This is a genomic window from Mycobacterium kyogaense, from assembly GCF_036946525.1.
Classification (GTDB): domain Bacteria; phylum Actinomycetota; class Actinomycetes; order Mycobacteriales; family Mycobacteriaceae; genus Mycobacterium; species Mycobacterium kyogaense_A.
The window spans coordinates 1-19,682 of sequence record NZ_JAQIIY010000017.1 but is presented as its reverse complement, the minus strand read 5'-3'; the positions used below and the strand labels follow the sequence as shown (position 1 = coordinate 19,682).

Annotated in this window: 21 protein-coding genes and 1 tRNA gene; 13 read left to right on the top strand and 9 right to left on the bottom strand. The window is 67.9% G+C overall.

The window, feature by feature from the left end:
- Positions 1–47 precede the first annotated feature (47 nt).
- Positions 48–2,009, top strand: coding sequence for an acetate--CoA ligase (acs, locus tag PGN37_RS14995; protein WP_335331816.1), 1,962 nt, complete (start codon positions 48–50; stop codon positions 2,007–2,009).
- Between the two features lie 103 nt (positions 2,010–2,112).
- Positions 2,113–2,364, top strand: coding sequence for a LapA family protein (locus PGN37_RS14990; RefSeq protein WP_335331815.1), 252 nt, complete (start codon positions 2,113–2,115; stop codon positions 2,362–2,364).
- 11 nt (positions 2,365–2,375) lie between these two features.
- Here the strand turns inward: PGN37_RS14990 and PGN37_RS14985 are convergent, their stop codons facing one another.
- Entirely contained in the window at positions 2,376–3,029 is a 654-nt protein-coding gene (locus PGN37_RS14985; protein WP_335331962.1) for a S1 family peptidase, read from the bottom strand.
- Between the two features lie 189 nt (positions 3,030–3,218).
- On the opposite strand from PGN37_RS14985, the gene PGN37_RS14980 reads away from it, so the two are divergent.
- Positions 3,219–3,734 (top strand): phage holin family protein, encoded by a 516-nt coding sequence (locus PGN37_RS14980; protein WP_335331814.1) that lies wholly within the window; start codon positions 3,219–3,221, stop codon positions 3,732–3,734.
- Positions 3,734–4,693, top strand: a complete 960-nt coding sequence (locus tag PGN37_RS14975) for an alpha/beta fold hydrolase (RefSeq protein WP_335331813.1) — start codon at positions 3,734–3,736, stop codon at positions 4,691–4,693. The genes PGN37_RS14980 and PGN37_RS14975 overlap by 1 nt, the downstream gene beginning before the upstream one ends.
- On the opposite strand, the gene marP is transcribed toward PGN37_RS14975, so the two are convergent.
- The 4 genes from marP to nth are packed head-to-tail and all read right to left on the bottom strand — an operon-like array spanning position 4,694 to position 8,003.
- The gene (gene marP / locus PGN37_RS14970; protein ID WP_335331812.1) at positions 4,694–5,884 is read right to left on the bottom strand and encodes an acid resistance serine protease MarP; all 1,191 of its coding nucleotides are present in this window, start codon (positions 5,882–5,884) and stop codon (positions 4,694–4,696) included.
- Positions 5,881–6,663 (bottom strand): NUDIX hydrolase, encoded by a 783-nt coding sequence (locus PGN37_RS14965; protein WP_335331811.1) that lies wholly within the window; start codon positions 6,661–6,663, stop codon positions 5,881–5,883. Before PGN37_RS14965 ends, marP begins: the two co-directional genes overlap by 4 nt.
- Positions 6,660–7,313: a TlpA family protein disulfide reductase gene (locus tag PGN37_RS14960; protein ID WP_335331810.1), complete on the bottom strand. Its 654-nt coding sequence runs from the start codon at positions 7,311–7,313 to the stop codon at positions 6,660–6,662. The genes PGN37_RS14965 and PGN37_RS14960 overlap by 4 nt, the downstream gene beginning before the upstream one ends.
- A 9-nt stretch (positions 7,314–7,322) precedes the next feature.
- Positions 7,323–8,003 (bottom strand): endonuclease III, encoded by a 681-nt coding sequence (nth, locus tag PGN37_RS14955; RefSeq protein WP_335331961.1) that lies wholly within the window; start codon positions 8,001–8,003, stop codon positions 7,323–7,325.
- A gap of 187 nt (positions 8,004–8,190) precedes the next feature.
- Here nth and PGN37_RS14950 point away from each other — a divergent pair, with 187 nt between their 5' ends.
- A complete protein-coding gene (locus PGN37_RS14950) occupies positions 8,191–8,511 on the top strand; it encodes a hypothetical protein (RefSeq protein WP_335331809.1) in 321 nt (106 codons plus the stop codon).
- Between the two features lie 103 nt (positions 8,512–8,614).
- Positions 8,615–9,289: a cAMP-activated global transcriptional regulator CRP gene (gene crp / locus PGN37_RS14945; RefSeq protein ID WP_046365140.1), complete on the top strand. Its 675-nt coding sequence runs from the start codon at positions 8,615–8,617 to the stop codon at positions 9,287–9,289.
- A 79-nt stretch (positions 9,290–9,368) separates the two neighbouring features.
- Here the strand turns inward: crp and PGN37_RS14940 are convergent, their stop codons facing one another.
- The 3 genes from PGN37_RS14940 to PGN37_RS14930 are packed head-to-tail and all read right to left on the bottom strand — an operon-like array spanning position 9,369 to position 10,773.
- Positions 9,369–10,142: an MBL fold metallo-hydrolase gene (locus tag PGN37_RS14940; protein ID WP_335331808.1), complete on the bottom strand. Its 774-nt coding sequence runs from the start codon at positions 10,140–10,142 to the stop codon at positions 9,369–9,371.
- 8 nt (positions 10,143–10,150) lie between these two features.
- Positions 10,151–10,615, bottom strand: a complete 465-nt coding sequence (locus tag PGN37_RS14935) for a RidA family protein (RefSeq protein WP_335331807.1) — start codon at positions 10,613–10,615, stop codon at positions 10,151–10,153.
- On the bottom strand, positions 10,612–10,773 hold the full coding sequence (locus tag PGN37_RS14930; protein WP_335331806.1) for a DUF4177 domain-containing protein: 162 nt from the start codon (positions 10,771–10,773) through the stop codon (positions 10,612–10,614). The genes PGN37_RS14935 and PGN37_RS14930 overlap by 4 nt, the downstream gene beginning before the upstream one ends.
- Positions 10,774–10,818: 45 nt before the next feature.
- Between PGN37_RS14930 and PGN37_RS14925 the strand changes: the two genes are divergently transcribed.
- Positions 10,819–11,850 carry an ArsA family ATPase gene (locus tag PGN37_RS14925; protein WP_335331805.1) on the top strand — a complete coding sequence of 344 codons (1,032 nt, stop codon included), beginning with the start codon at positions 10,819–10,821 and terminating at the stop codon, positions 11,848–11,850.
- Positions 11,851–11,863: 13 nt separating this feature from the next.
- Positions 11,864–12,994, top strand: coding sequence for an ArsA family ATPase (locus PGN37_RS14920; RefSeq protein ID WP_335331960.1), 1,131 nt, complete (start codon positions 11,864–11,866; stop codon positions 12,992–12,994).
- A 60-nt stretch (positions 12,995–13,054) separates the two neighbouring features.
- Here the strand turns inward: PGN37_RS14920 and PGN37_RS14915 are convergent, their stop codons facing one another.
- Positions 13,055–13,411 (bottom strand): WhiB family transcriptional regulator, encoded by a 357-nt coding sequence (locus PGN37_RS14915; RefSeq protein ID WP_442932935.1) that lies wholly within the window; start codon positions 13,409–13,411, stop codon positions 13,055–13,057.
- Positions 13,412–13,721: 310 nt separating this feature from the next.
- On the opposite strand from PGN37_RS14915, the gene ponA2 reads away from it, so the two are divergent.
- From ponA2 to PGN37_RS14890, 5 genes are all read left to right on the top strand, one after another.
- Complete coding sequence (gene ponA2 / locus PGN37_RS14910) at positions 13,722–16,181, top strand: transglycosylase/D,D-transpeptidase PonA2 (RefSeq protein WP_335331803.1); 2,460 nt, start codon at positions 13,722–13,724, stop codon at positions 16,179–16,181.
- A gap of 47 nt (positions 16,182–16,228) precedes the next feature.
- Positions 16,229–17,203 carry a metallophosphoesterase gene (locus tag PGN37_RS14905; protein WP_335331802.1) on the top strand — a complete coding sequence of 325 codons (975 nt, stop codon included), beginning with the start codon at positions 16,229–16,231 and terminating at the stop codon, positions 17,201–17,203.
- On the top strand, positions 17,200–18,306 hold the full coding sequence (locus PGN37_RS14900; RefSeq protein WP_335331801.1) for a PLP-dependent cysteine synthase family protein: 1,107 nt from the start codon (positions 17,200–17,202) through the stop codon (positions 18,304–18,306). The genes PGN37_RS14905 and PGN37_RS14900 overlap by 4 nt, the downstream gene beginning before the upstream one ends.
- A gap of 240 nt (positions 18,307–18,546) precedes the next feature.
- Positions 18,547–18,620 (top strand) — tRNA-Pro (locus tag PGN37_RS14895).
- A 182-nt stretch (positions 18,621–18,802) separates the two neighbouring features.
- Complete coding sequence (locus tag PGN37_RS14890; RefSeq protein WP_335331800.1) at positions 18,803–19,621, top strand: phosphatase PAP2 family protein; 819 nt, start codon at positions 18,803–18,805, stop codon at positions 19,619–19,621.
- Positions 19,622–19,682 lie beyond the last annotated feature (61 nt).

Sequence of the window (19,682 nt, the reverse complement as noted above, 5' to 3'; positions counted from 1 at the left end):
GTGCGTTGCCAACGTCGATGCAACGTTGGGTGACTACCCTCACAGTCATGACCGAGACGCATGCTGACGTTCAGGCCTCGTACCCGCCTGCCTCCGAGTTCAGCGCCCAGGCCAACGCAACCGAGGCACTCTATGACGACGCCGCTGCCGACCGGCTGGGGTTCTGGGCGACTCAGGCCGAGCGGCTGGCGTGGGACACACCGTTCGACGAGGTGCTGGACTGGTCGGAGGCCCCGTTCGCGAAGTGGTTCGTGGGCGGCAAACTCAACGTCGCCTACAACTGCGTCGACCGCCACGTCGAGGCCGGCAACGGCGACCGGGTCGCGATCCACTGGGAAGGTGAACCGGTCGGCCATTCCCGCTCCATCACCTACTCCGAGCTCAAAGACGAAGTCTCTCAAGCAGCCAACGCGTTGACCGACCTCGGCCTCGCCGCCGGTGATCGGGTGGCGATCTACATGCCGATGGTGCCCGAGGCCATCATCGCGATGCTCGCGTGCGCCCGTCTCGGCGCCATGCACTCCGTGGTGTTCGCCGGCTTCTCGGCCAGCGCGCTGAAGGCCCGCATCGACGACGCACAGGCCAAGCTCGTCATCACCACCGACGGTCAGTACCGGCGTGGGCAGGCCGTGTCGCTCAAGGAGGGGGTCGACGAGGCGATCGCCGGCCTGGGTGACGACAGCCCCGTGGAGCACGTGCTGGTGGTGCGCCGCACGGGGATCGACACGCCCTGGACCGACGGGCGTGACCTGTGGTGGGACGAGGTCGTGCCGAAGGCGTCGACCGACCACACCCCGGAGGCGTTCGACTCCGAGCACCCGCTGTTCCTGCTCTACACCTCGGGCACCACCGGCAAGCCCAAGGGCATCATGCACACCTCGGGCGGCTACCTGACCCAGGCGTCGTACACGCATTTCAACGTTTTCGACATCAAGCCCGAGACCGACGTCTACTGGTGCACCGCCGACATCGGCTGGGTGACCGGGCACACCTACATCGTGTACGGGCCGCTGTCCAACGGCGTCACACAGGTGGTCTACGAGGGCACCCCTGCCTCCCCGACCGAGCATCGCCACTTCGAGACCATCGAAAAGTACGGCGTCACCATCTATTACACCGCCCCGACGCTGGTCCGCACCTTCATGAAGTGGGGCCGGCAGATCGCCGCCGACCACGATCTGTCGACTCTTCGGCTGCTGGGCTCGGTCGGCGAGCCCATCAACCCGGAGGCGTGGCGCTGGTACCGCAAGGTCTTCGGCGCCGACGCGACCCCGATCGTGGACACGTGGTGGCAGACCGAGACAGGCGCCATCATGATCTCCCCGCTGCCGGGCGTCACCGACTGCAAGCCGGGGTCGGCGATGCGGGCACTGCCCGGGATCTCGGCGAAGATCGTCGACGACGACGGCAACGAGCTCTCACCGGGCACCGACCACGGCGAGCAGACCAGCGGCTACCTGGTGCTCGACCAGCCGTGGCCGTCGATGTTGCGCGGCATCTGGGGCGACCCGGAGCGGTTCAAGGAGACGTACTGGTCCCGCTTCGCCGAGCAGGGGTGGTACTTCGCCGGTGACGGCGCCCGCTACGGCAGCGACGGCGAGATCTGGGTGCTGGGCCGCATCGACGACGTCATGAACATCTCCGGGCACCGCATCTCCACCGCCGAGGTGGAGTCCGCGCTCGTCGGGCATTCCGGGGTGGCCGAGGCCGCCGTCGTCGGCGCCACCGATGAGCAGACCGGCCAGGCGATCTGTGCGTTCGTCATCCTCAAATCGTCGGCGCACGGCGGCGAGGAGACGATGGTCGACGAGCTGCGCGCCGAAGTCGCGCGGGAGATCTCCCCGATCGCCAAACCGCGGGAGATCCACGTCGTCCCGGAGCTGCCCAAGACGCGCAGCGGCAAGATCATGCGCCGGCTGCTCCGTGACGTCGCCGAGGGCCGCGAGCTGGGTGACACGTCGACGCTCGTGGACCCGAGCGTTTTCGAGGCCATCCGGGCCAGCAAGTAAACCCGTCGCGCGGGTGTGAAGCATCACGCCCGCGCGGCGTTCGTTTCTGCTCCCGAGGTCCGTCTCACCTGTGACAACGAATCACAGAGGAGATGGACTGATCATGAGCACCACGACCCACACCCCCGCCCGCCGTTCCGGTGTCGCCGCGAAGTTCTCGGTGGGCGTCGCGTTCCTGCTCGTCGTCGCACTGCTGGTGTTCGTGTTGCAGAACACGGTGCACACCACGATCAATGTGCTCGGCTGGAACTTCGACATCGCCCAGGGTGTCGCACTACTCGGCGCCGCACTCGTCGGTGCGGTGATAGCGCTGATCGTCAGCGCCGCGATCCGGCTGCGCCGGGCCGTCCGCTGAGGAACGTCAGGTCAGGGCACGGGGACGAAGCCCGTCCCTGGCCTGTTCTTGACCGCGATGTCGGCCAACTGCGTGTTGATCGACATCGTGACCGCGGGGGTGTGCAGCGGGATGAACTTGACCACGCACGTCGGCAGGTCCTCGGAGAATGCGCCGTGGATCATGCCGACGAGCTTGTTGTCGACGGTGACCGGGGCGCCGGAATCACCGGGCTGCCCGCACACCTGGTTGACGATGGTGCCGGGCTGTTCGCCGGGTCCCCATGTCACGCCGCACGAGTAGCCGGTGGTGCGGCCCAGCTTGCACGCCACCTGCCCGAACACCGGGTCGGGGCCGATGCCGTCGATCCGGAACCCGTTGACCTCGTCGACGGGGCGCACCTTGGCCGGGTCGAATTTGATGACGGCGTAGTCCAGGACGTCGTTGCCAGCCACCATGGTGCCGACGATGCCGGCATCCTGCTCGGCCTCACTGGCGACGACTGCGCCGGGCCCGCCGCAGTGAGCGGAGGTGAAGCCGATGAGGTTGCCGCTGCGGTCGGAGCCGATCGCGGTCAACGTGCACAGGGTGTCGCCGTTGACGACCAGACCGGAGCCGCCGCCGAGGGTGACGGGGACGGCAGCATGCGCGATACCGGCGCTCAGCAGCACGAAAGTCCCGAGAATCGCGCAGATCGCAGAGAAAACAGCCGGCCGGTCGTTCGTCTTCACACTCACCCCAATCGACGTGGCCCGACCCGCCAGAAGAAATCACCAAGGAATCAAGGCAGTCTAACGTCACCGCCGGATCGTTTCGTTTCACGCCACGTGGCAACATAAGCCGCGACCAGATCAGATGCGGGGAAGGAAGCTCTTGTGAGCGATCGCAGTAACGGCGCACCGGCGACGGTGACATCCATACCGCTGGTGGATCCGCACGCGCCGAAGCCGGACCCGTCGATCGGTGACCTGGTCAAGGACGCGACCGCCCAGGTCTCGACCCTGGTGCGGGCCGAGGTCGAGCTCGCCAAGGCTGAGATCACCCGCGACGTCAAGAAGGGCCTCACCGGCAGCGTCTTCTTCATCCTGGCGCTGGTGGTGCTGTTCTACTCCACGTTCTTTTTCTTCTTCTTCGTCGCCGAGCTGCTCGACACGTGGCTGTGGCGCTGGGCGGCGTTCCTGATCGTGTTCGGGATCATGGTCGTGGTGACCGCGGCGTTGGCCCTGGTCGGCTTCCTCAAGGTGCGGCGCATCCGCGGTCCCCGCAAGACCATCGAATCGGTCAAGGAAATCCCTGAGGCGTTCAGCGGCGGCGCTGACAAGAAGGCCGTCTCGGCAGCGGGAACGACGAACGGCAAGCAGCCGGCGGCGACGGACCCGTCCGGCTGGTAATGGCCGCACCCGATCCGTCGGTCGTTCGCATCGGCGGACCGTGGCGTCATCTCGACGTGCACGCCAACGGCATTCGCTTCCACGTCGTCGAGGCCGAGCGAGAGGCGGGTGCCGACGATCAGTCCCGGCCGCTGACCGACCGTCCCCTGGTGATCCTGCTGCACGGATTCGGTTCGTTCTGGTGGTCCTGGCGTCACCAGCTGCGGGGGTTGTCGGGGGCGCGGGTGGTGGCGGTCGATCTGCGCGGGTACGGCGCCAGCGACAAGCCACCGCGCGGATACGACGGCTGGACGCTGGCCGGCGACACAGCGGGCCTGGTGCGGGCGCTGGGACACAACACCGCCACGCTGGTCGGTCATGCCGACGGTGGACTGGTCTGCTGGGCGACCGCGGTCCTGCACCCCCGTGTGGTGCACGCGATTGCGGTGGTCAGCTCACCGCATCCGGCGGCGCTGCGCGCCTCGACGGTGCGCCGCCGCGATCAGGGCCGGGCGCTGCTGCCGTCGATGCTGCGCTATCAGGTGCCGATGTGGCCGGAACGATCCCTGACTCGTCACGACGGGGCCGAACTCGAGCGCATCGTGCGTGCGCGGTCCAGCGCGCCGTGGCAGGCGGGTGCAGACTTCGCCGAGACCATGCCCCTTCTGAGGCGGGCGATCCAGATCCCGTCGGCGGCGCATTCGGCACTGGAGTACCAACGCTGGGCGGTACGCAGCCAGCTGCGCAGCGAGGGACGCCGGTTCATGCGTTCGATGAAGCGCCCGATCGGGGTGCCCGTCCTGCATCTGCGCGGCGACGCCGACCCCTATGTGCTCGCCGACCCGGTGATCCGCACACAGAAATACGCGCCGCACGGCCGCTACGTATCCGTCGACGGCGCAGGGCATTTCGCGCACGAAGAGGCGCCGGAGGCGGTCAATGCGCAGCTCGAGCGGTTTCTTCGTCAGGTGTACGGCTGATCAGCCGCTGATGCAGGCGCCCGTCGGCACCGGCGCGACGTTGCCGACCTTGGCCATCTGCCGGGACACTTCCTGGGCGGTCAGCACGAATCCGGTGTCCACGTCGTCGACTGCCGCGCCGAACACCACTCCGAGCACCTTGCCCGACCGGTTGATCATCGGGCCGCCCGAATTGCCCTGCTTCACGGTGCCGCGGATCGTGTAGACCTCGCGGGTCACGGTGGTGCTGCGGTAGATGTCGGGACCGTTGAGCTCGATCACCTCGCGCACCCGCGCCGGTGTCGCCGTGAAGTCGCCACCTCCGGGATAGCCCATCACGATGCCATCGGTGCCCGCGGGCGCCTCGGTGTCGACGAACTGCAGCGGCGCGGACGGAAGATCGGGAACGTCGAGGATCGAGATGTCGGCGTTGGGGTCGTAACTGATGACCTTGGCGTCGTAGGTCTTTCCGTCGACCTCGACGGTCACGGTCTCCGACCCGGCGACGACGTGAGCGTTCGACATCACCCGGTTGGGGGCGACGACGAACCCGCTGCCTTCGAGTACCTTCTGGCAGCTGGGCGCGACGCCGCGCACCTTGACCACGCTGGACCGTGTCGTCCCCACGACCGCGGAATTGGCCAGCGACGCGTCCGGCGCGTCGACGTTGGCGACCGGCGTCGGGCCGAAGTCCTTGAGCACGTCGTGCAGCCCGGAGGTGTCCCACAGTCCGGACAGCCGGCCCGGCACGGAGCGCAACCAGCTCGGCGCGATCGAGTCGACTTCGGCGATCACCCGCGATCCCTGCACCGCGGCGGCCAGATTGGGCTGCGGCGAGGAGATCAGCGCAGTGCCCAGCAGCCAGGCCGCGGTCAGCACGAGGACCAGTTGCACGGCCACGCCGATCACCGAGTCCACCACGCGCAGAGTCGGATTGCGGATCGCGCCGCGAACTGCGCGGCCGAGGACCACGCCGGCGATCTCACCGACCACCACCAAGGCCAGGATCAGGAACAGCGTGGCGAACAGCTTGGTCCGCGGCCCGTCGATGTGGTTGACCACGTGTGGGGCGAGCAGCACGCCGGCGACTGCGCCGAGCACCACGCCGACCAGGGCGAGCACAGAACCGGGCGCGCCGGATCGCCAGCCCGAGATGGCGGCGATCAGCGCTACGGCGAGTACGGCTATGTCCAGCCACTGTGACGATGTCATCGTTGGACCTCACCGTAGCTGCCCGCACCCTCGACGCGCGCCATTGCATCGCCGAGTTCGTGGACGGAGTCGGTGTCCCAGGGTTGCGTCCACCCCGCGACGTCGAGCATCGCGGCGATGACGTGCCCGGTGAATCCCCACACCAGCATCTGGTTGAGCAGGAAAGCCGGACCGGCCGAGCGGCGAGTGTTCTCCTTGCGGTAGACCATGAGCCGGTTAGCCGGGTTCACGAAGGCGCGCACAGGGACCCGCGCCACGACGGCAGTCTCGGACCGGTCCACGACCGCGACCGGGCCGGGGTCGGCGGAGTAGGCGAGCACCGGCACGACCTGGAATCCCGACGGCGGAATGAACATCGTGTCCAGCGTGGCGAGAGTGCGTAGCCGGGCGGCTTGGAGACCTGTCTCCTCGGTGGCTTCGCGTAGCGCGGTGTGCACGGGACTGCGGTCGCCGGGATCGGCGGCGCCCCCGGGGAACGCGGCCTGGCCGGCATGGTGGCGCAGTGTGGAGGCCCGCATCGTGACGAGCAGGTCCGCGTCGGCCGGGAGTTCGCCCGGTGTGCCGTCATCGGGGCCGGAGAACAGCACGAGTACCGCGGCGTCGCGGCGCGCACCGGTGACGGCTGCGGTGGCGTTGGCTGCGGTCAGCGCGGCGAGGACCTCGGCGGGCACCCGCCGGCGGTAGGCGTCCTTGACGGCGGTCGGATCGGTGACGAGGGGGGCCAGCCAGGGCGGTGCGGCGTCGGGAGTCAGTTCACCGTCCCTGATCTGCCAGCTCACCTCACTCCTATCGTCGGATCCACTGCGTCGGCGATCTCGTCGGCGGTGGCAAACGACCGGGGCAGGATCTGCGCCACGCTACCGTCCGCGCGGAGCACCACCGTCGCCGGCATCACGTTGGGAACCTGCAGCGCAGCGGCAATCTGGCGTCGTCCGTCCTGCAGCGTCGGCAGGTGCACGCCGAGGTCGGCGAGTCGGAGCAACCCGGCGGTCTCGTTCTCGTCCTGGTGCACGGTGAGCACGAGGACAGACGGTCCCACCCGGCGTTGATACTCCGCCATCGCAGGCAGTTCGTCGGCACACGGACCGCACCAGTAGGCCCAGAGGTTGAGCACCGTCGGCCGGCCTGCGACCGCACGCGCGACGTCGACCGGCGTTCCGTCACCTGCGCATTCGACGACGATGCCGCGCAGCACCTCCGGACCTGGACCGGCGCCGGGGGTGGGGCAGGGCGCGAGGGCGGCCTGCGCGCGCGGCCCGGCCAGCGCGGCCGGGGTATCGGCGTCGCGCTTGTCGCGCGGGGACACCGCGCCGGGTGTCGCGGGCGCGGCGGGGCCGGTCGGATCGTCGGCCAATTCGTTGAACAGCGCGATCCCGAGCGCGAGGAGGACGACCAGTGCCACGACACTCCACCGTGCCGACGTGCTCATCGGCACTCTCTACAGGCCGGCCAGCGCAAGCAGATGCTCGGTCTCCGGGCCCTTGACCAGCGGGGCCGCCACCAGCGGATCGGTGGGTCCGATGCCGTAGGAGGGGCAGTCCTTGGCGAGCACGCACACTCCGCAGGCCGGCTTGCGGGCATGGCACACCCGCCGGCCGTGGAAGATCACCCGATGGCTGAGCAGCGTCCACTCGCGGCGTTCGATCAGCTCGCCGACAGCGTGCTCGACCTTCACCGGGTCTTCTTCGGCGGTCCAGCGCCATCGCCGCGCCAACCTGCCGAAATGGGTGTCGACGGTGATGCCGGGGACGTCGAACGCGTTGCCGAGGATGACATTCGCCGTCTTGCGCCCCACGCCGGGCAGCGTCACCAGTTCCTCGAGGGTGGCGGGCACCTCGCCGTCGAAGCGTTCGACCAGCTCCTGCCCCAGCCGGATCAACGACGACGCCTTGTTGCGGAAGAACCCGGTGGGCCGGATCAACTCTTCGAGCTGCGCTCTGTCCGCCTGGGCGTAGTCCTGCGCCGTGCGGTAGGTGGCGAACAACGCGGGCGTGGTCAGGTTGACGCGTTTGTCGGTGCTCTGCGCGCTCAAGATGGTGGCCACGGTGAGCTCGAGGGGGTTGGTGAAGTCCAGCTCGCAGTACACGTGCGGAAACGCCTCGGCCAGCGTGCGATTCATGCGACGGGCGCGCCGCACCAGACCCAGGTGGGTCTCTTTCTCCCATTTGCTGGTCCGTTTGGTCACGGTCACCTCGCCAGCGTACTGAGCACCTCCGACACGGCCGACGGCAACTCGTGTTCAGATCGGTCGTTAACGTGGGCTTTTCGTGATCCGTCCGAGACCTTGGACGTGTTTACTTCCGCATGTGTCGTGGTTGCTCGTCGCGCTGATCCCGGGGTTGTTGATGCTGGCGACCTTCGGGCTGGAGAGAGTGGAGGCTGGCTTGCGCCAGCAGACCATCTCGGCAGCCGAGGTCGCCGACTTCTTGAATCAGGCCGAGGCCAGCGATGTCGACGCGCTCGTGCGCGACGGACTGGACACCGCGATCACCGACCAGAATCGGCGGCGAGTGGTGCGTGAGGCGACGGCACCGGTACCGGCGCGGTCGGGTTTGCCGACGCTGGCTTCGTTCCCGCATGGCGCTAATAACGGGTTTCAGCAGACCCGACATGCCAATTCTGTGTAGCGTGAGCAGGTCACGGCAGGACATGGCTCTAGACTGATTCGGCCTTCGTATCCGACGTCGGCGAGTAAGTCTGAACACCAACATCTTCTACAAGAGGGGCAACGTGGACGAGATCCTGGCCAGGGCCGGAATCTTCCAAGGGGTCGAACCGAGCGCTGTTTCCGCGCTGACCAAGCAGCTCCAGCCTGTTGATTTCCCCCGCGGGCACACCGTGTTCGCCGAGGGTGAGCCCGGCGACCGGCTGTACATCATCATCACCGGCAAGGTGAAGATCGGCCGGCGTTCGCCGGACGGCCGCGAGAACCTGCTGACGATCATGGGACCGTCGGACATGTTCGGTGAGCTGTCGATCTTCGACCCGGGTCCGCGTACGTCGAGCGCGACCACCATCACCGAGGTGCGGGCCGTGTCGATGGATCGTGAGGCGCTGCGCGCCTGGATCGCCGATCGCCCCGAGATCGCCGAACAGCTTCTGCGCGTGTTGGCACGCCGGCTGCGCCGCACCAACAACAACCTCGCTGACCTGATCTTCACCGATGTCCCGGGCCGCGTCGCCAAACAGCTGCTGCAGCTGGCCCAGCGGTTCGGAACGCAGGAAGGTGGCGCGCTGCGCGTCACTCACGACCTGACGCAGGAAGAGATCGCCCAGCTCGTCGGCGCCTCTCGCGAGACGGTCAACAAGGCGCTGGCCGACTTCGCTCACCGCGGCTGGATTCGCCTCGAGGGCAAGAGCGTGCTGATCAGCGACAGCGAGCGCCTGGCCCGCCGAGCGAGGTAACGAGCGAGAACCCCGCCCAAACGTCGGTTTGGGCGTGGAATCACCTCTTTTTCGCACCCAAACGTCGGTTTGGGTGGGGTCAGCGGCGCAGGTAGTTCAGCTGCGCCTGCACGCTCCACTCGGCCACGTCCCACAGTTTCTCGTCGACGTCGGTGTAGACGTGTTCGACCACGGCGCGGGCGGTGGCGTCGTCTCCGAGCTCACGCAGCGCCCCGCGGATCTGGTCCAGGCGTTCCTGCCGGTGCGCCAGATACGTGTCGGCGACTGCGGCCAGGTCCTCGAGATCGGGCCCGTGTCCGGGCAGCACCGTGCGGTGGCCGAGACCGCGCAGCCGATGCAGTGACTCCAGATAGTCACCGAGGTCGCCGTCCTCTTTGTCGATCACCGTCGTACCCCGACCCAGCACGGTGTCGGCGGTCAGCACGGCATCGTCGAGAAGGAAGGACAGCGAGTCCGCGGTGTGGCCCGGCGTGGCCAGCACCGTGATCTTCAGGCCCGCGGCGTCGACCACCTCGCCGTCGGTCAGCGGTCCGCCGAGGCCCCGCTGGAACCCGCTGCCCACTGACCGCACGACAGCGCCGGTCAGGTCGACGAGCCGGTCGATTCCGCCGGTGTGGTCCTCGTGCCGATGGCTGATCAGCACCAGGGGAATCGGGCCCAGCGCCGCGAGCCGTTCGATGTGCTCGTCGCGGTCGTCCGGCCCGGGGTCGACGACCACCATCTCGTCGCTGCCGCGTCCACGCAGCACCCACGTGTTGGTGCCGTCGAGTGTCATGCGCCCCGGGTTGTCGCACAGCAGCACCGACGCGGTCTCGGTGACCGGTCGTAGCAGTCCGTACGCGGGGTGCTCCACTCAGCGACCTAGGCGGAGACCTCGACGATGATCTCCACTTCCACCGGCGCATTGCGCGGCAGCTCCGACACCCCGACGGCCGATCGGGCGTGCGCGCCCGCGTCACCGAAGATCTCGCCGAACAGCTCTGACGCCCCGTTGATGACGACGGGTTGTCCGCCGAACCCGGGTGCGGAGGCGACGAAGCCGACGACCTTCACCACCCGCACCACCGCGTCGATACCCACGAGGGCGTCCACGGCGGCGAGCGCGTTCAGCGCGCACCGGCGGGCCAGGTGGGCGGCGTCTTCGACGGACACCTCGGCACCCACCTTGCCCGTTTCGACGAGCTCACCTCCGGCAATGGGCAGTTGCCCAGCGGTGTAGACGAGGTTGCCTGTGCGGACCGCGGGCACGTAGGCGGCCAGCGGGGCGACGACCTCGGGCAGGGCGATGCCCAGCTCGTCCAGCCGCTCGGACCAGGGTTGCGTCACTTCGCGCGCTTCAAGTACGCCACGTGCTGTTCGCCTGTCGGACCGGGCAGCACCGACACCAGCTCCCAGCCGTCCTCGCCCCACTGGTCGAGGATCTGTTTGGTCGCGTGTGTCAGCAACGGAACGGTCGCGTACTCCCAGCGGGTCTGTTCGCTCATGCGGCTGAGCTTATCCGGCGCGCGGATCGCTATGGCTAGCATGCAGTGGTGGCAACCACAGCAGAGGGCTCACCGCACGGTTCGTGGCCGGCGCGGCTGGCCGAGGCGCGCCTGCATTTCGTCAGCGGCAAAGGCGGCACCGGCAAGTCGACCATCGCCGCCGCCCTGGCCCTGGCCCTGGCCGCAGGGGGACGCAAGGTGCTACTCGTGGAAGTCGAAGGGCGCCAAGGCATTGCGCAGCTCTTCGATGTTCCGCCGCTGCCCTACGAAGAGGTGAAGATCGCGACCGCCGAGGGCGGCGGCCAGGTCAACGCACTGGCCATCGACACCGAGGCCGCGTTCCTGGAATACCTCGACATGTTCTACAACCTGGGGCTGGCGGGCCGGGCCATGCGTCGCATCGGCGCCGTCGAGTTCGCGACGACGATCGCCCCGGGCCTGCGTGACGTGCTGCTCACCGGGAAGATCAAAGAGGTCGTCACCCGCACCCGGAAGGAAGCAAAGGGCAAGTACGGGTACTACGACGCCGTCGTAGTCGACTCACCGCCGACCGGCCGCATCGCCCGCTTCCTCGACGTCACCAAGGCCGTCTCCGACCTGGCCAAGGGTGGTCCGGTGCATTCGCAGGCCGACGGCGTGGTGAAGCTGCTGCACTCCGACCTCACCGTGATCCACCTCGTCACCCTGCTGGAAGCGCTGCCGGTGCAGGAGACCCTGGAGGCCATCGCCGAACTGCGCGAGATGGAGCTGCCGATCGGGTCGGTGATCATCAACCGCAACATCCCGGCCTACCTGCCGCCTGATGATCTGGTCAAGGCCGCCGAGGGCGACGTCGACGCCGATGCGATCCGCGCCAGCCTGTCCACTGCGGGAATCACTCTGTCCGACAACGACTTCGCCGGTCTGCTCACCGAGACGATCGAGCACGCGACGCGTATCGCGGCGCGTTCCGAGAGTGCCGAGCAGCTGACCGAACTCGAGGTCCCACGCCTGGATCTGCCTGCGCTGGCCGACGGCGTCGATCTGGGGAGTCTGTACGAATTGGCCGAAGCGCTCGCCCAGCAGGGCGTGCGGTGACGAGAGGCAGATGATGAGCACCGCTCCGGTGACCCTGGACATGGGATCGATCCTGCGCGACAAGGCCAATCGCGTCGTCGTGTGCTGCGGCGCAGGCGGTGTCGGCAAGACCACCACCGCGGCGGCGATGGCGCTTCGCGCCGCCGAGTACGGCCGCACCGTCGTCGTCCTGACCATCGATCCGGCCAAGCGGCTCGCCCAGGCGCTCGGCATCAAGGATCTGGGCAACGTTCCTCAACGCGTCCCGCTGGCACCGGAGGTGTCCGGTGAGCTGTACGCGATGATGCTGGACATGCGCCGGACGTTCGACGAGATGGTCGTCCAGTACTCGGGACCCGATCGCGCCGACGCCATCCTGGACAACCAGTTCTACCAAACCGTGGCCACCTCGCTGGCGGGCACGCAGGAATACATGGCCATGGAGAAGCTGGGACAGCTTCTGGCAGAAGACAAGTGGGATCTGATCGTGGTGGACACGCCACCGTCGCGCAATGCGTTGGACTTCCTCGACGCGCCGAAGCGATTGGGCAGCTTCATGGACAGCCGGCTCTGGCGGCTGTTGCTCGCACCTGGGCGCGGCATCGGCCGCTTGGTCACCGGTGCGGTCGGACTTGCGATGAAGGGGATGTCGACGATCCTGGGGTCGCAGATGCTCTCCGACGCGGCGGGTTTCGTGCAGTCTCTGGACGCCACGTTCGGCGGGTTCCGTGAGAAGGCCGACCGCACCTACGAACTGCTCAAGCGCCGCGGCACTCAGTTCGTCGTCGTCTCGGCGGCCGAACCGGATGCGCTGCGGGAGGCGTCGTTCTTCGTCGACCGGTTGTCCTCGGAGCGCATGCCGTTGGCGGGCCTGATCCTCAACCGGACCCATCCGACGCTGTGCGATCTGACCACCGACGCGGCGAACAAGGCGGCCGATGCGCTCGATGGCGCAGAGCCGGGATCGCTGACGTCCGCGGTGTTGCGGGTGCACGCCGACCGGGCCTCGACAGCCAAGCGGGAGGTGCGGCTGCTGTCGCGGTTCACCGGCGCCAACCCCCATGTGGCGATCGTCGGCGTGCCGTCCCTGCCGTTCGACGTGTCGGATCTCGAGGCGCTGCGAGCGATCGCCGATCAGATCACCGGGCAGACGAACGCGGCCTGATCCAGTCAGGCCGCGTCAGTCCGCGAAGCAAATTTTGACGCCTCTGACGAGGCGGGGCGACTATCCCGCGCTGCGGTGTTTGCGCTGGGCTGCGAAGAAGTCCGACCAGGACACCACGTCCGGGTGCTGCTTGAGCAGTGCGCGACGCTGCCGCTCGGTCATTCCGCCCCACACACCGAACTCCACGCGGTTGTCGAGGGCATCGGCGCCGCACTCCGCGATCACGGGGCAGTGCCGGCAGATGACCGCGGCCTTGCGCTGGGCAGCGCCGCGGACGAACAGTTCGTCGGGGTCAGTCTGGCGACACCGGGCCTGCGAAACCCATGCAATACGGGCTTCTGCCTCTTTGCCGTGCAGAATGGACTCGGCAGTCTCATTCACCGTGTTCTTGCGAGCGGCGGGCTTGGTAACTGACACCAGCGATCCCCTTAGTTCTGGCCGCGCCCCGACAACGCAGACGGCTGATTCCCCGACGTCGATCACCTGAGTGCGATCTACGCCACACTGCGAGGGTCTTGTGTGACCTGTATCGCACCGTGCGCTCAATTTAGGTGGTCACCGGCGTTTTGCGCAATACGTTCGTGACCACTTTTTTGGGACAACCGTGCCGTCACGGCGGTACAGTGCCGAACCTGATGCGCGACCTCGGCGTTTGTCAGGTCCTGCCAGGAGTCAGGAGGGGGCGCTCGACGGCGGTGTGCTGGACCGGCGTCGCTACTCTGTACCCATGCCGCAGGACGAGAGGGCCCGGCCGCCGCGGGCGGTCACGGTCATCAAGCTCGGCTGGTGCGTCCTTCTTGCCAGCGTCGTCGCCGCCGGTTTGATGTTCCCCGTGGTCGGCGGGGTGGGTCTGATGTCCAACCGCGCCTCCGACGTGGTGGCCAACGGCTCGGCCCAGCTCGTCGAGGGCGAGGTGCCCCAGGTGTCGACGATGGTCGACGCCAAGGGCAATGTCATCGCGTGGCTCTACAGCCAGCGGCGCTTCGAGGTCCCCAGCGATCAGATCGCCAACACGATGAAGCTGGCGATCGTCTCGATCGAGGACAAGAGGTTTGCCGAGCACAACGGGGTGGACTGGCAGGGCACGCTGACGGGGCTCTCCGGCTACCTGTCGGGCAACCTCGACACCCGCGGTGGCTCGACGCTGGAACAGCAGTACGTGAAGAACTACCAGCTGCTCGTGATCGCTCAGACCGACGCCGAGAAGCGCGCGGCCATCGAGACCACCCCGGCGCGCAAGCTCCGCGAGATCCGCATGGCTCTGACGCTGGACAAGACGTTCACCAAACCGGAGATCTTGACCCGATACCTCAATCTGGTCTCCTTCGGTAACGGCGCTTTCGGTATCCAGGACGCGGCGCAGACCTACTTCGGCATCAACGCCTCGGAGTTGAACTGGCAGCAGGCCGCATTGCTGGCCGGCATGGTGCAGTCCACGAGCACGTTGAACCCCTACACCAATCCCGACGGGGCGCTGGCGCGGCGCAACCTGGTGCTCGACACGATGATCGAGAACATCCCCGACCAGGCCGACGCGTTGCGCGCCGCCAAGCAGGAACCGCTCGGCATCCTGCCCGCGCCGAAGGAATTGCCGCGCGGCTGCATCGCCGCCGGCGATCGGGCCTTCTTCTGCGATTACGCACTCGACTACCTGGCCCGGGCCGGGATCAGCAAGGACCAGGTGGCCAAGGGCGGCTACCTGATCAAGACGACGCTCGACCCCGACGTACAGAACACCGTGAAGTCGTCGATCACCAGCATCGCCGCTCCAGACATTGACGGTGTCGCGAGCGTGATGAGCGTGATCCAGCCGGGTAAGGAGTCCCACCCGGTGCTGGCGATGGCCAGCAACCGGACCTACGGGCTGAACCTCGACGCCGGCGAAACGATGCAGCCGCAGCCCTTCTCCCTGGTGGGTGACGGCGCCGGGTCGATCTTCAAGATCTTCACCACTGCCGCGGCACTGGACATGGGGATGGGCATCAACGCCACCCTCGATGCACCGTCACGGTTCGAGGCCAAGGGGCTGGGTTCCGGCGGCGCCAAGGGCTGCCCCCCGGCGACGTGGTGTGTGCAGAACGCGGGCAACTATCGCGGCCAGATGAGTGTCACCGATGCGCTGGCGACGTCGCCGAACACGGCGTTCGCGAAGCTGATCGCGCAGGTCGGCGTGCAGCGCACGGTCGACATGGCGGTGCGGCTCGGGCTGCGCTCCTATGCGCTGCCCGGAACCGCACGCGATTACGACCCCGAGAGCAATGAGAGCCTCGCCGACTTCATCAAACGGCAGAACATCGGATCGTTCACGCTGGGTCCGGTCGAGGTGAACGCGCTGGAACTGTCCAATGTCGCCGCCACGCTCGCCTCCGGCGGCACGTGGTGCCCGCCCAACCCGATCGCGCAGGTCCTGGATCGCCGCGGCGAAGAGGTCTCGGTGACGACGGAGACGTGTGAGCAGGCGGTGCCCGAGGGATTGGCTAACACGTTGGCCAATGCGATGAGCAAGGACGACCAGGGCGGGGGCACCGCAGCCGGCGCGGCGGGCTCGGTCGGCTGGAACCTGCCGATGTCCGGCAAGACCGGTACCACTGAGGCGCACCGCTCGTCGGGATTCCTGGGCTTCACGAACCATTTCGCGGCCGCGAACTACATCTACGACGATTCCAACTCCCCGGGCGAACTGTGCTCGTTCCCGCTGCGTCAGTGCGGTGACGGAAACCTGTTCGGCGGCAACGAGCCGGCGCGCACCTGGTTCACCGCGATGGAGCCCCTGACCACCCCGTTCACCGACGTCACGCTGCCGCCAACCGATCCTCGATACGTCGACGGGGCGCCCGGTTCGCGGGTGCCCAGCGTGGCCGGGATGAGCCAGGACACTGCGCGGGCACGGCTGCGGGAGGCGGGCTTCCAGGTCGCCGATCAGGCCACCCCGGTCAACAGCGGGTCGTCCTACGGCACGGTCGTCGGGACGTCGCCGAGTGGGCAGACGGTGCCGGGGTCGATCATCACGATCCAGATCTCCAACGGCATCGCTCCGGCCCCGCCGCCGCCCCCGCCGGGCGCGCTGCCTCCGGGTGCCCCGCCGCCTCCGGTCGGGGAGACCGTGATCAACATCCCGGGTCTACCGCCGATCACGGTGCCGGTGCTCGGCCCACCGCCGCCACCCGCGCCGCCACCACCGCCCTGATCGACGCGCGCCGCTCGCGGCACAGCCGGTGGCAGTACGCTTGTGCGATGCCTGGTTCTGCTGGTTCGACGGTGAAGACCGCCGCGAAGAACACCACCCTCGTGTCAGCCGGTGCGCTCGTGGCCGGCATCGCATACGCCTCGGTGATCGAACGCAATGCGTTCGTGGTGCGGGAGGCCACGATGCCGGTCCTGTCGCCGGGTTCGTCACCGCTGAAGGTGTTGCACATCAGCGACATTCACATGCGTCCGGGGCAGCGCCGCAAGCAGGCCTGGTTGCGTGATCTGGCGAGTCTGCAGCCGGATCTGGTGGTCAACACCGGGGACAACCTGGCTCACCCGAAGGCAGTACCTGCCGTGGTGCAGGCGCTGGGCGACCTGTTGTCGGTGCCCGGGGTCTTCGTGTTCGGCAGCAACGACTATTTCGCGCCTCGGCTGAAGAATCCCGCGAACTATCTGACCAAGCCGACGCACCGCATCCACGGTGAACCGCTGCCCTGGCAGGATCTGCGCGCGGCGTTCACCGAGCGGGGTTGGCTGGACTTGACGCACACGCGGCGTGACCTCGACGTCGCAGGTCTGCGGATCGCGGCGGCCGGCGTGGACGATCCGCACCTGTCGCGGGACCGCTACGCCACCATCGAAGGAGCGGCCGATCCGACGGCGAACCTGACGCTGGGGTTGACGCATTCCCCCGAGCCGCGGGTGCTGGACCGTTTCGCCGCCGACGGCTATCAGCTGGTGATGGCGGGGCACACCCACGGCGGGCAGCTGTGCCTGCCGTTCTACGGCGCGATCGTCACGAACTGCGAGCTGGATCGCTCGCGGGTCAAGGGCCCGTCCCGGTGGGGTGCACGCACCCAGCTGCACGTGTCGGCGGGCATCGGCACGTCGCCGTTTGCACCGCTGCGGTTCTGCTGCCGCCCGGAGGCGACGCTGCTGACGCTGATCGCCGCCCCGACGGGCGGCTCTGACGCCGGAAGCGTTGCCGGACAGTCGCATCCGACCGTATCGGCGCGGTGAGCCACCCGGCCACGTCGGCCGCGCAGGACCGGTCCCGTTCGTGGGTCGACAGCGCCGTGCGGCTCATCGAGGCGGATGCGCGCCGTAGCGCCGACACCCATCTGCTGCGCTACCCGCTGCCGTCGCGGTGGGGGCAGGACTGCGATCTCGCCCTGTACCTCAAGGACGAGAGCACCCACATCACCGGCAGCCTCAAGCACCGGTTGGCGCGCTCGCTGTTCCTCTATGCGTTGTGCAACGGGTGGATCTGCGAGGGAACCACGGTGATCGAGGCGTCCTCGGGCTCGACGGCGGTGTCGGAAGCGTACTTCGCATCGATGATCGGGCTGCCGTTCATCGCCGTGATGCCGGCGTCGACCAGTGCGACCAAGGTCGCGTTGATCGAATCACAGGGTGGTCGTTGCCATTTCGTCACCGAGTCGGCGCATGTGTACGCGGAGGCGCAGCGGCTGGCCGAGGAGACGGGCGGGCATTACCTCGATCAGTTCACCAACGCCGAGCGGGCCACCGACTGGCGGGGGAACAACAATATCGCCGAGTCGATCTTCGATCAGATGGTGCGCGAGACCCATCCGATTCCGGACTGGATCGTGGTGGGGGCCGGGACGGGCGGTACGAGCGCGACGATCGGCCGCTACCTGCGTTACCGCCGGCATCCGACGCGGCTGTGCGTGGTCGACCCGGAGAACTCGGCGTTCTATCCGTCGTACGAGTCTGACGACCCGCATGTGGTCACCGGACATTCCTCACGCATCGAGGGCATCGGCCGTCCGAGGGTGGAGCCGTCGTTCCTGCCGGGTGTGGTCGATCGGATGGTGGTGGTGCCCGACGCGGCATCGGTCGCTGCTGCGCACCACGTGAGCCGGGTGCTGGGCCGACGGGTGGGTCCGTCGACCGGGACGAATGTCTGGGGCGCGTTCCAGCTGCTGTGTGAGATGGCAGAGGCCGGCCGGTCCGGCTCGGTCGTGACGCTTCTGTGCGACGGCGGTGAACGCTACGCCGACACCTACTTCTGCGACGAGTGGCTGAGCAGCCACGGACTCGATCCGTCGGAACCGGCCGAGGTGCTCGCCGAGTTCGAACGATCGGGACGCTGGCCCTGATCCTGCGACCGACGGGACAGCGGCGACAGGGGCCCGTCGGAAGTCAGGAACAACCAGAGCGCTGCCAGCGCGAAGAAGCCCAGGTAGAGGGAAGCACCCAGTCCGGTCATGACCTGCCTCGTTTCGATCGTTGCTGTTCGTCAGTGTGCACAACACCACTGACATACCCATTCCATCCCGCGGCGTGTCATGCGTTTGGCTTCACACCGGGGCCGTGCGATACGCTGTCGTGGCTTCACACGGGGTGTGGCGCAGCTTGGTAGCGTGCTTCGTTCGGGACGAAGAGGTCGTGGGTTCGAATCCCGCCACCCCGACAGAGACGACGCCCAAACCGATTGCCGGTTTGGGCGTTTCCTGTTTTCGCGAGCGCCGACGGGGGGATGGCCGGTGACCAGGGCGCGACGGCGCATCGCCGACGTCGGGGATGACCGGCTGCGGCGCGCTCGCCGGCAGTGGGCGGCCGTGCTGATCGTGGGCCCTGCTGTTCTTCGTCGCGGTGTACCTCCTGGCCGTCCAGACCACGCTGGGTCAGCGCATCGAGGACGCCGCGCTGCGCGGTGCCGATCAGGTCGATCCCGAACTGCACCGGGTCGCCCTGCGGGCGTTCCACACCATCACGGTCAGTTCCCAGATCGCCGCCACGGTGCTCGTTGCCGCGATCGGCCTGCTGCGGCGCCAGGTGTGGCTGGCGGTCGCGGGGGTGAGCGTGATCCTGGGCGGCCAGGCCGTCACGCAGATCCTGAAGTACCACGTGCTGTCCCGGCCCGACCTGACCACGGTCGACGGGCAGTTCGCGGAGAACACCTTGCCGAGCGGACACACCACGGCGGCCATGTGCCTGTTGTTCGCGACGATGATCGTGATGCCGTACCGCTTCCGCGGTGTCGCGATGTTCCTGACGTTGACGTGGGCGGTGGGCATCGGCGCGTACACGGTGATCATCCAGGCGCACCGGCTGTCGGACACGTTGGCCGCCGATGCGGTGGCCTTGGCCGTGGCATGCCTGGCCGCGCTGCTGCTGTCGCGCACCGGCCGGATCCGCGCTGTCGTGTCACCCAGTCCGCAGCGCTACCTCCTGCGGACGGTGTTCGTCGTCGCCGTCGGTGTCGTGGGTGCGGCGTGCCTCGGCCTCGGCGGGATCCAGATGCTGCACGCGGTGGCGGCTCACGTCGAGGACGAGCCGACGTCGTGGCGGCTGTTCCTCAGCTCGCAGTGGTTGGCCGCGGCGGGGTCGATCGCGTCGGCACTGCTGTTCTGGTGGACGTGGTATCGGCTGGAGACCAAGCGCCGCGGCGATCCAGTCGCGACGCGTTAGGCGGTCGGTTCGCCGCTGTCCTTGTCCACGTCGGGAGTGTCGCGGTCGGGATCCTTCTCGG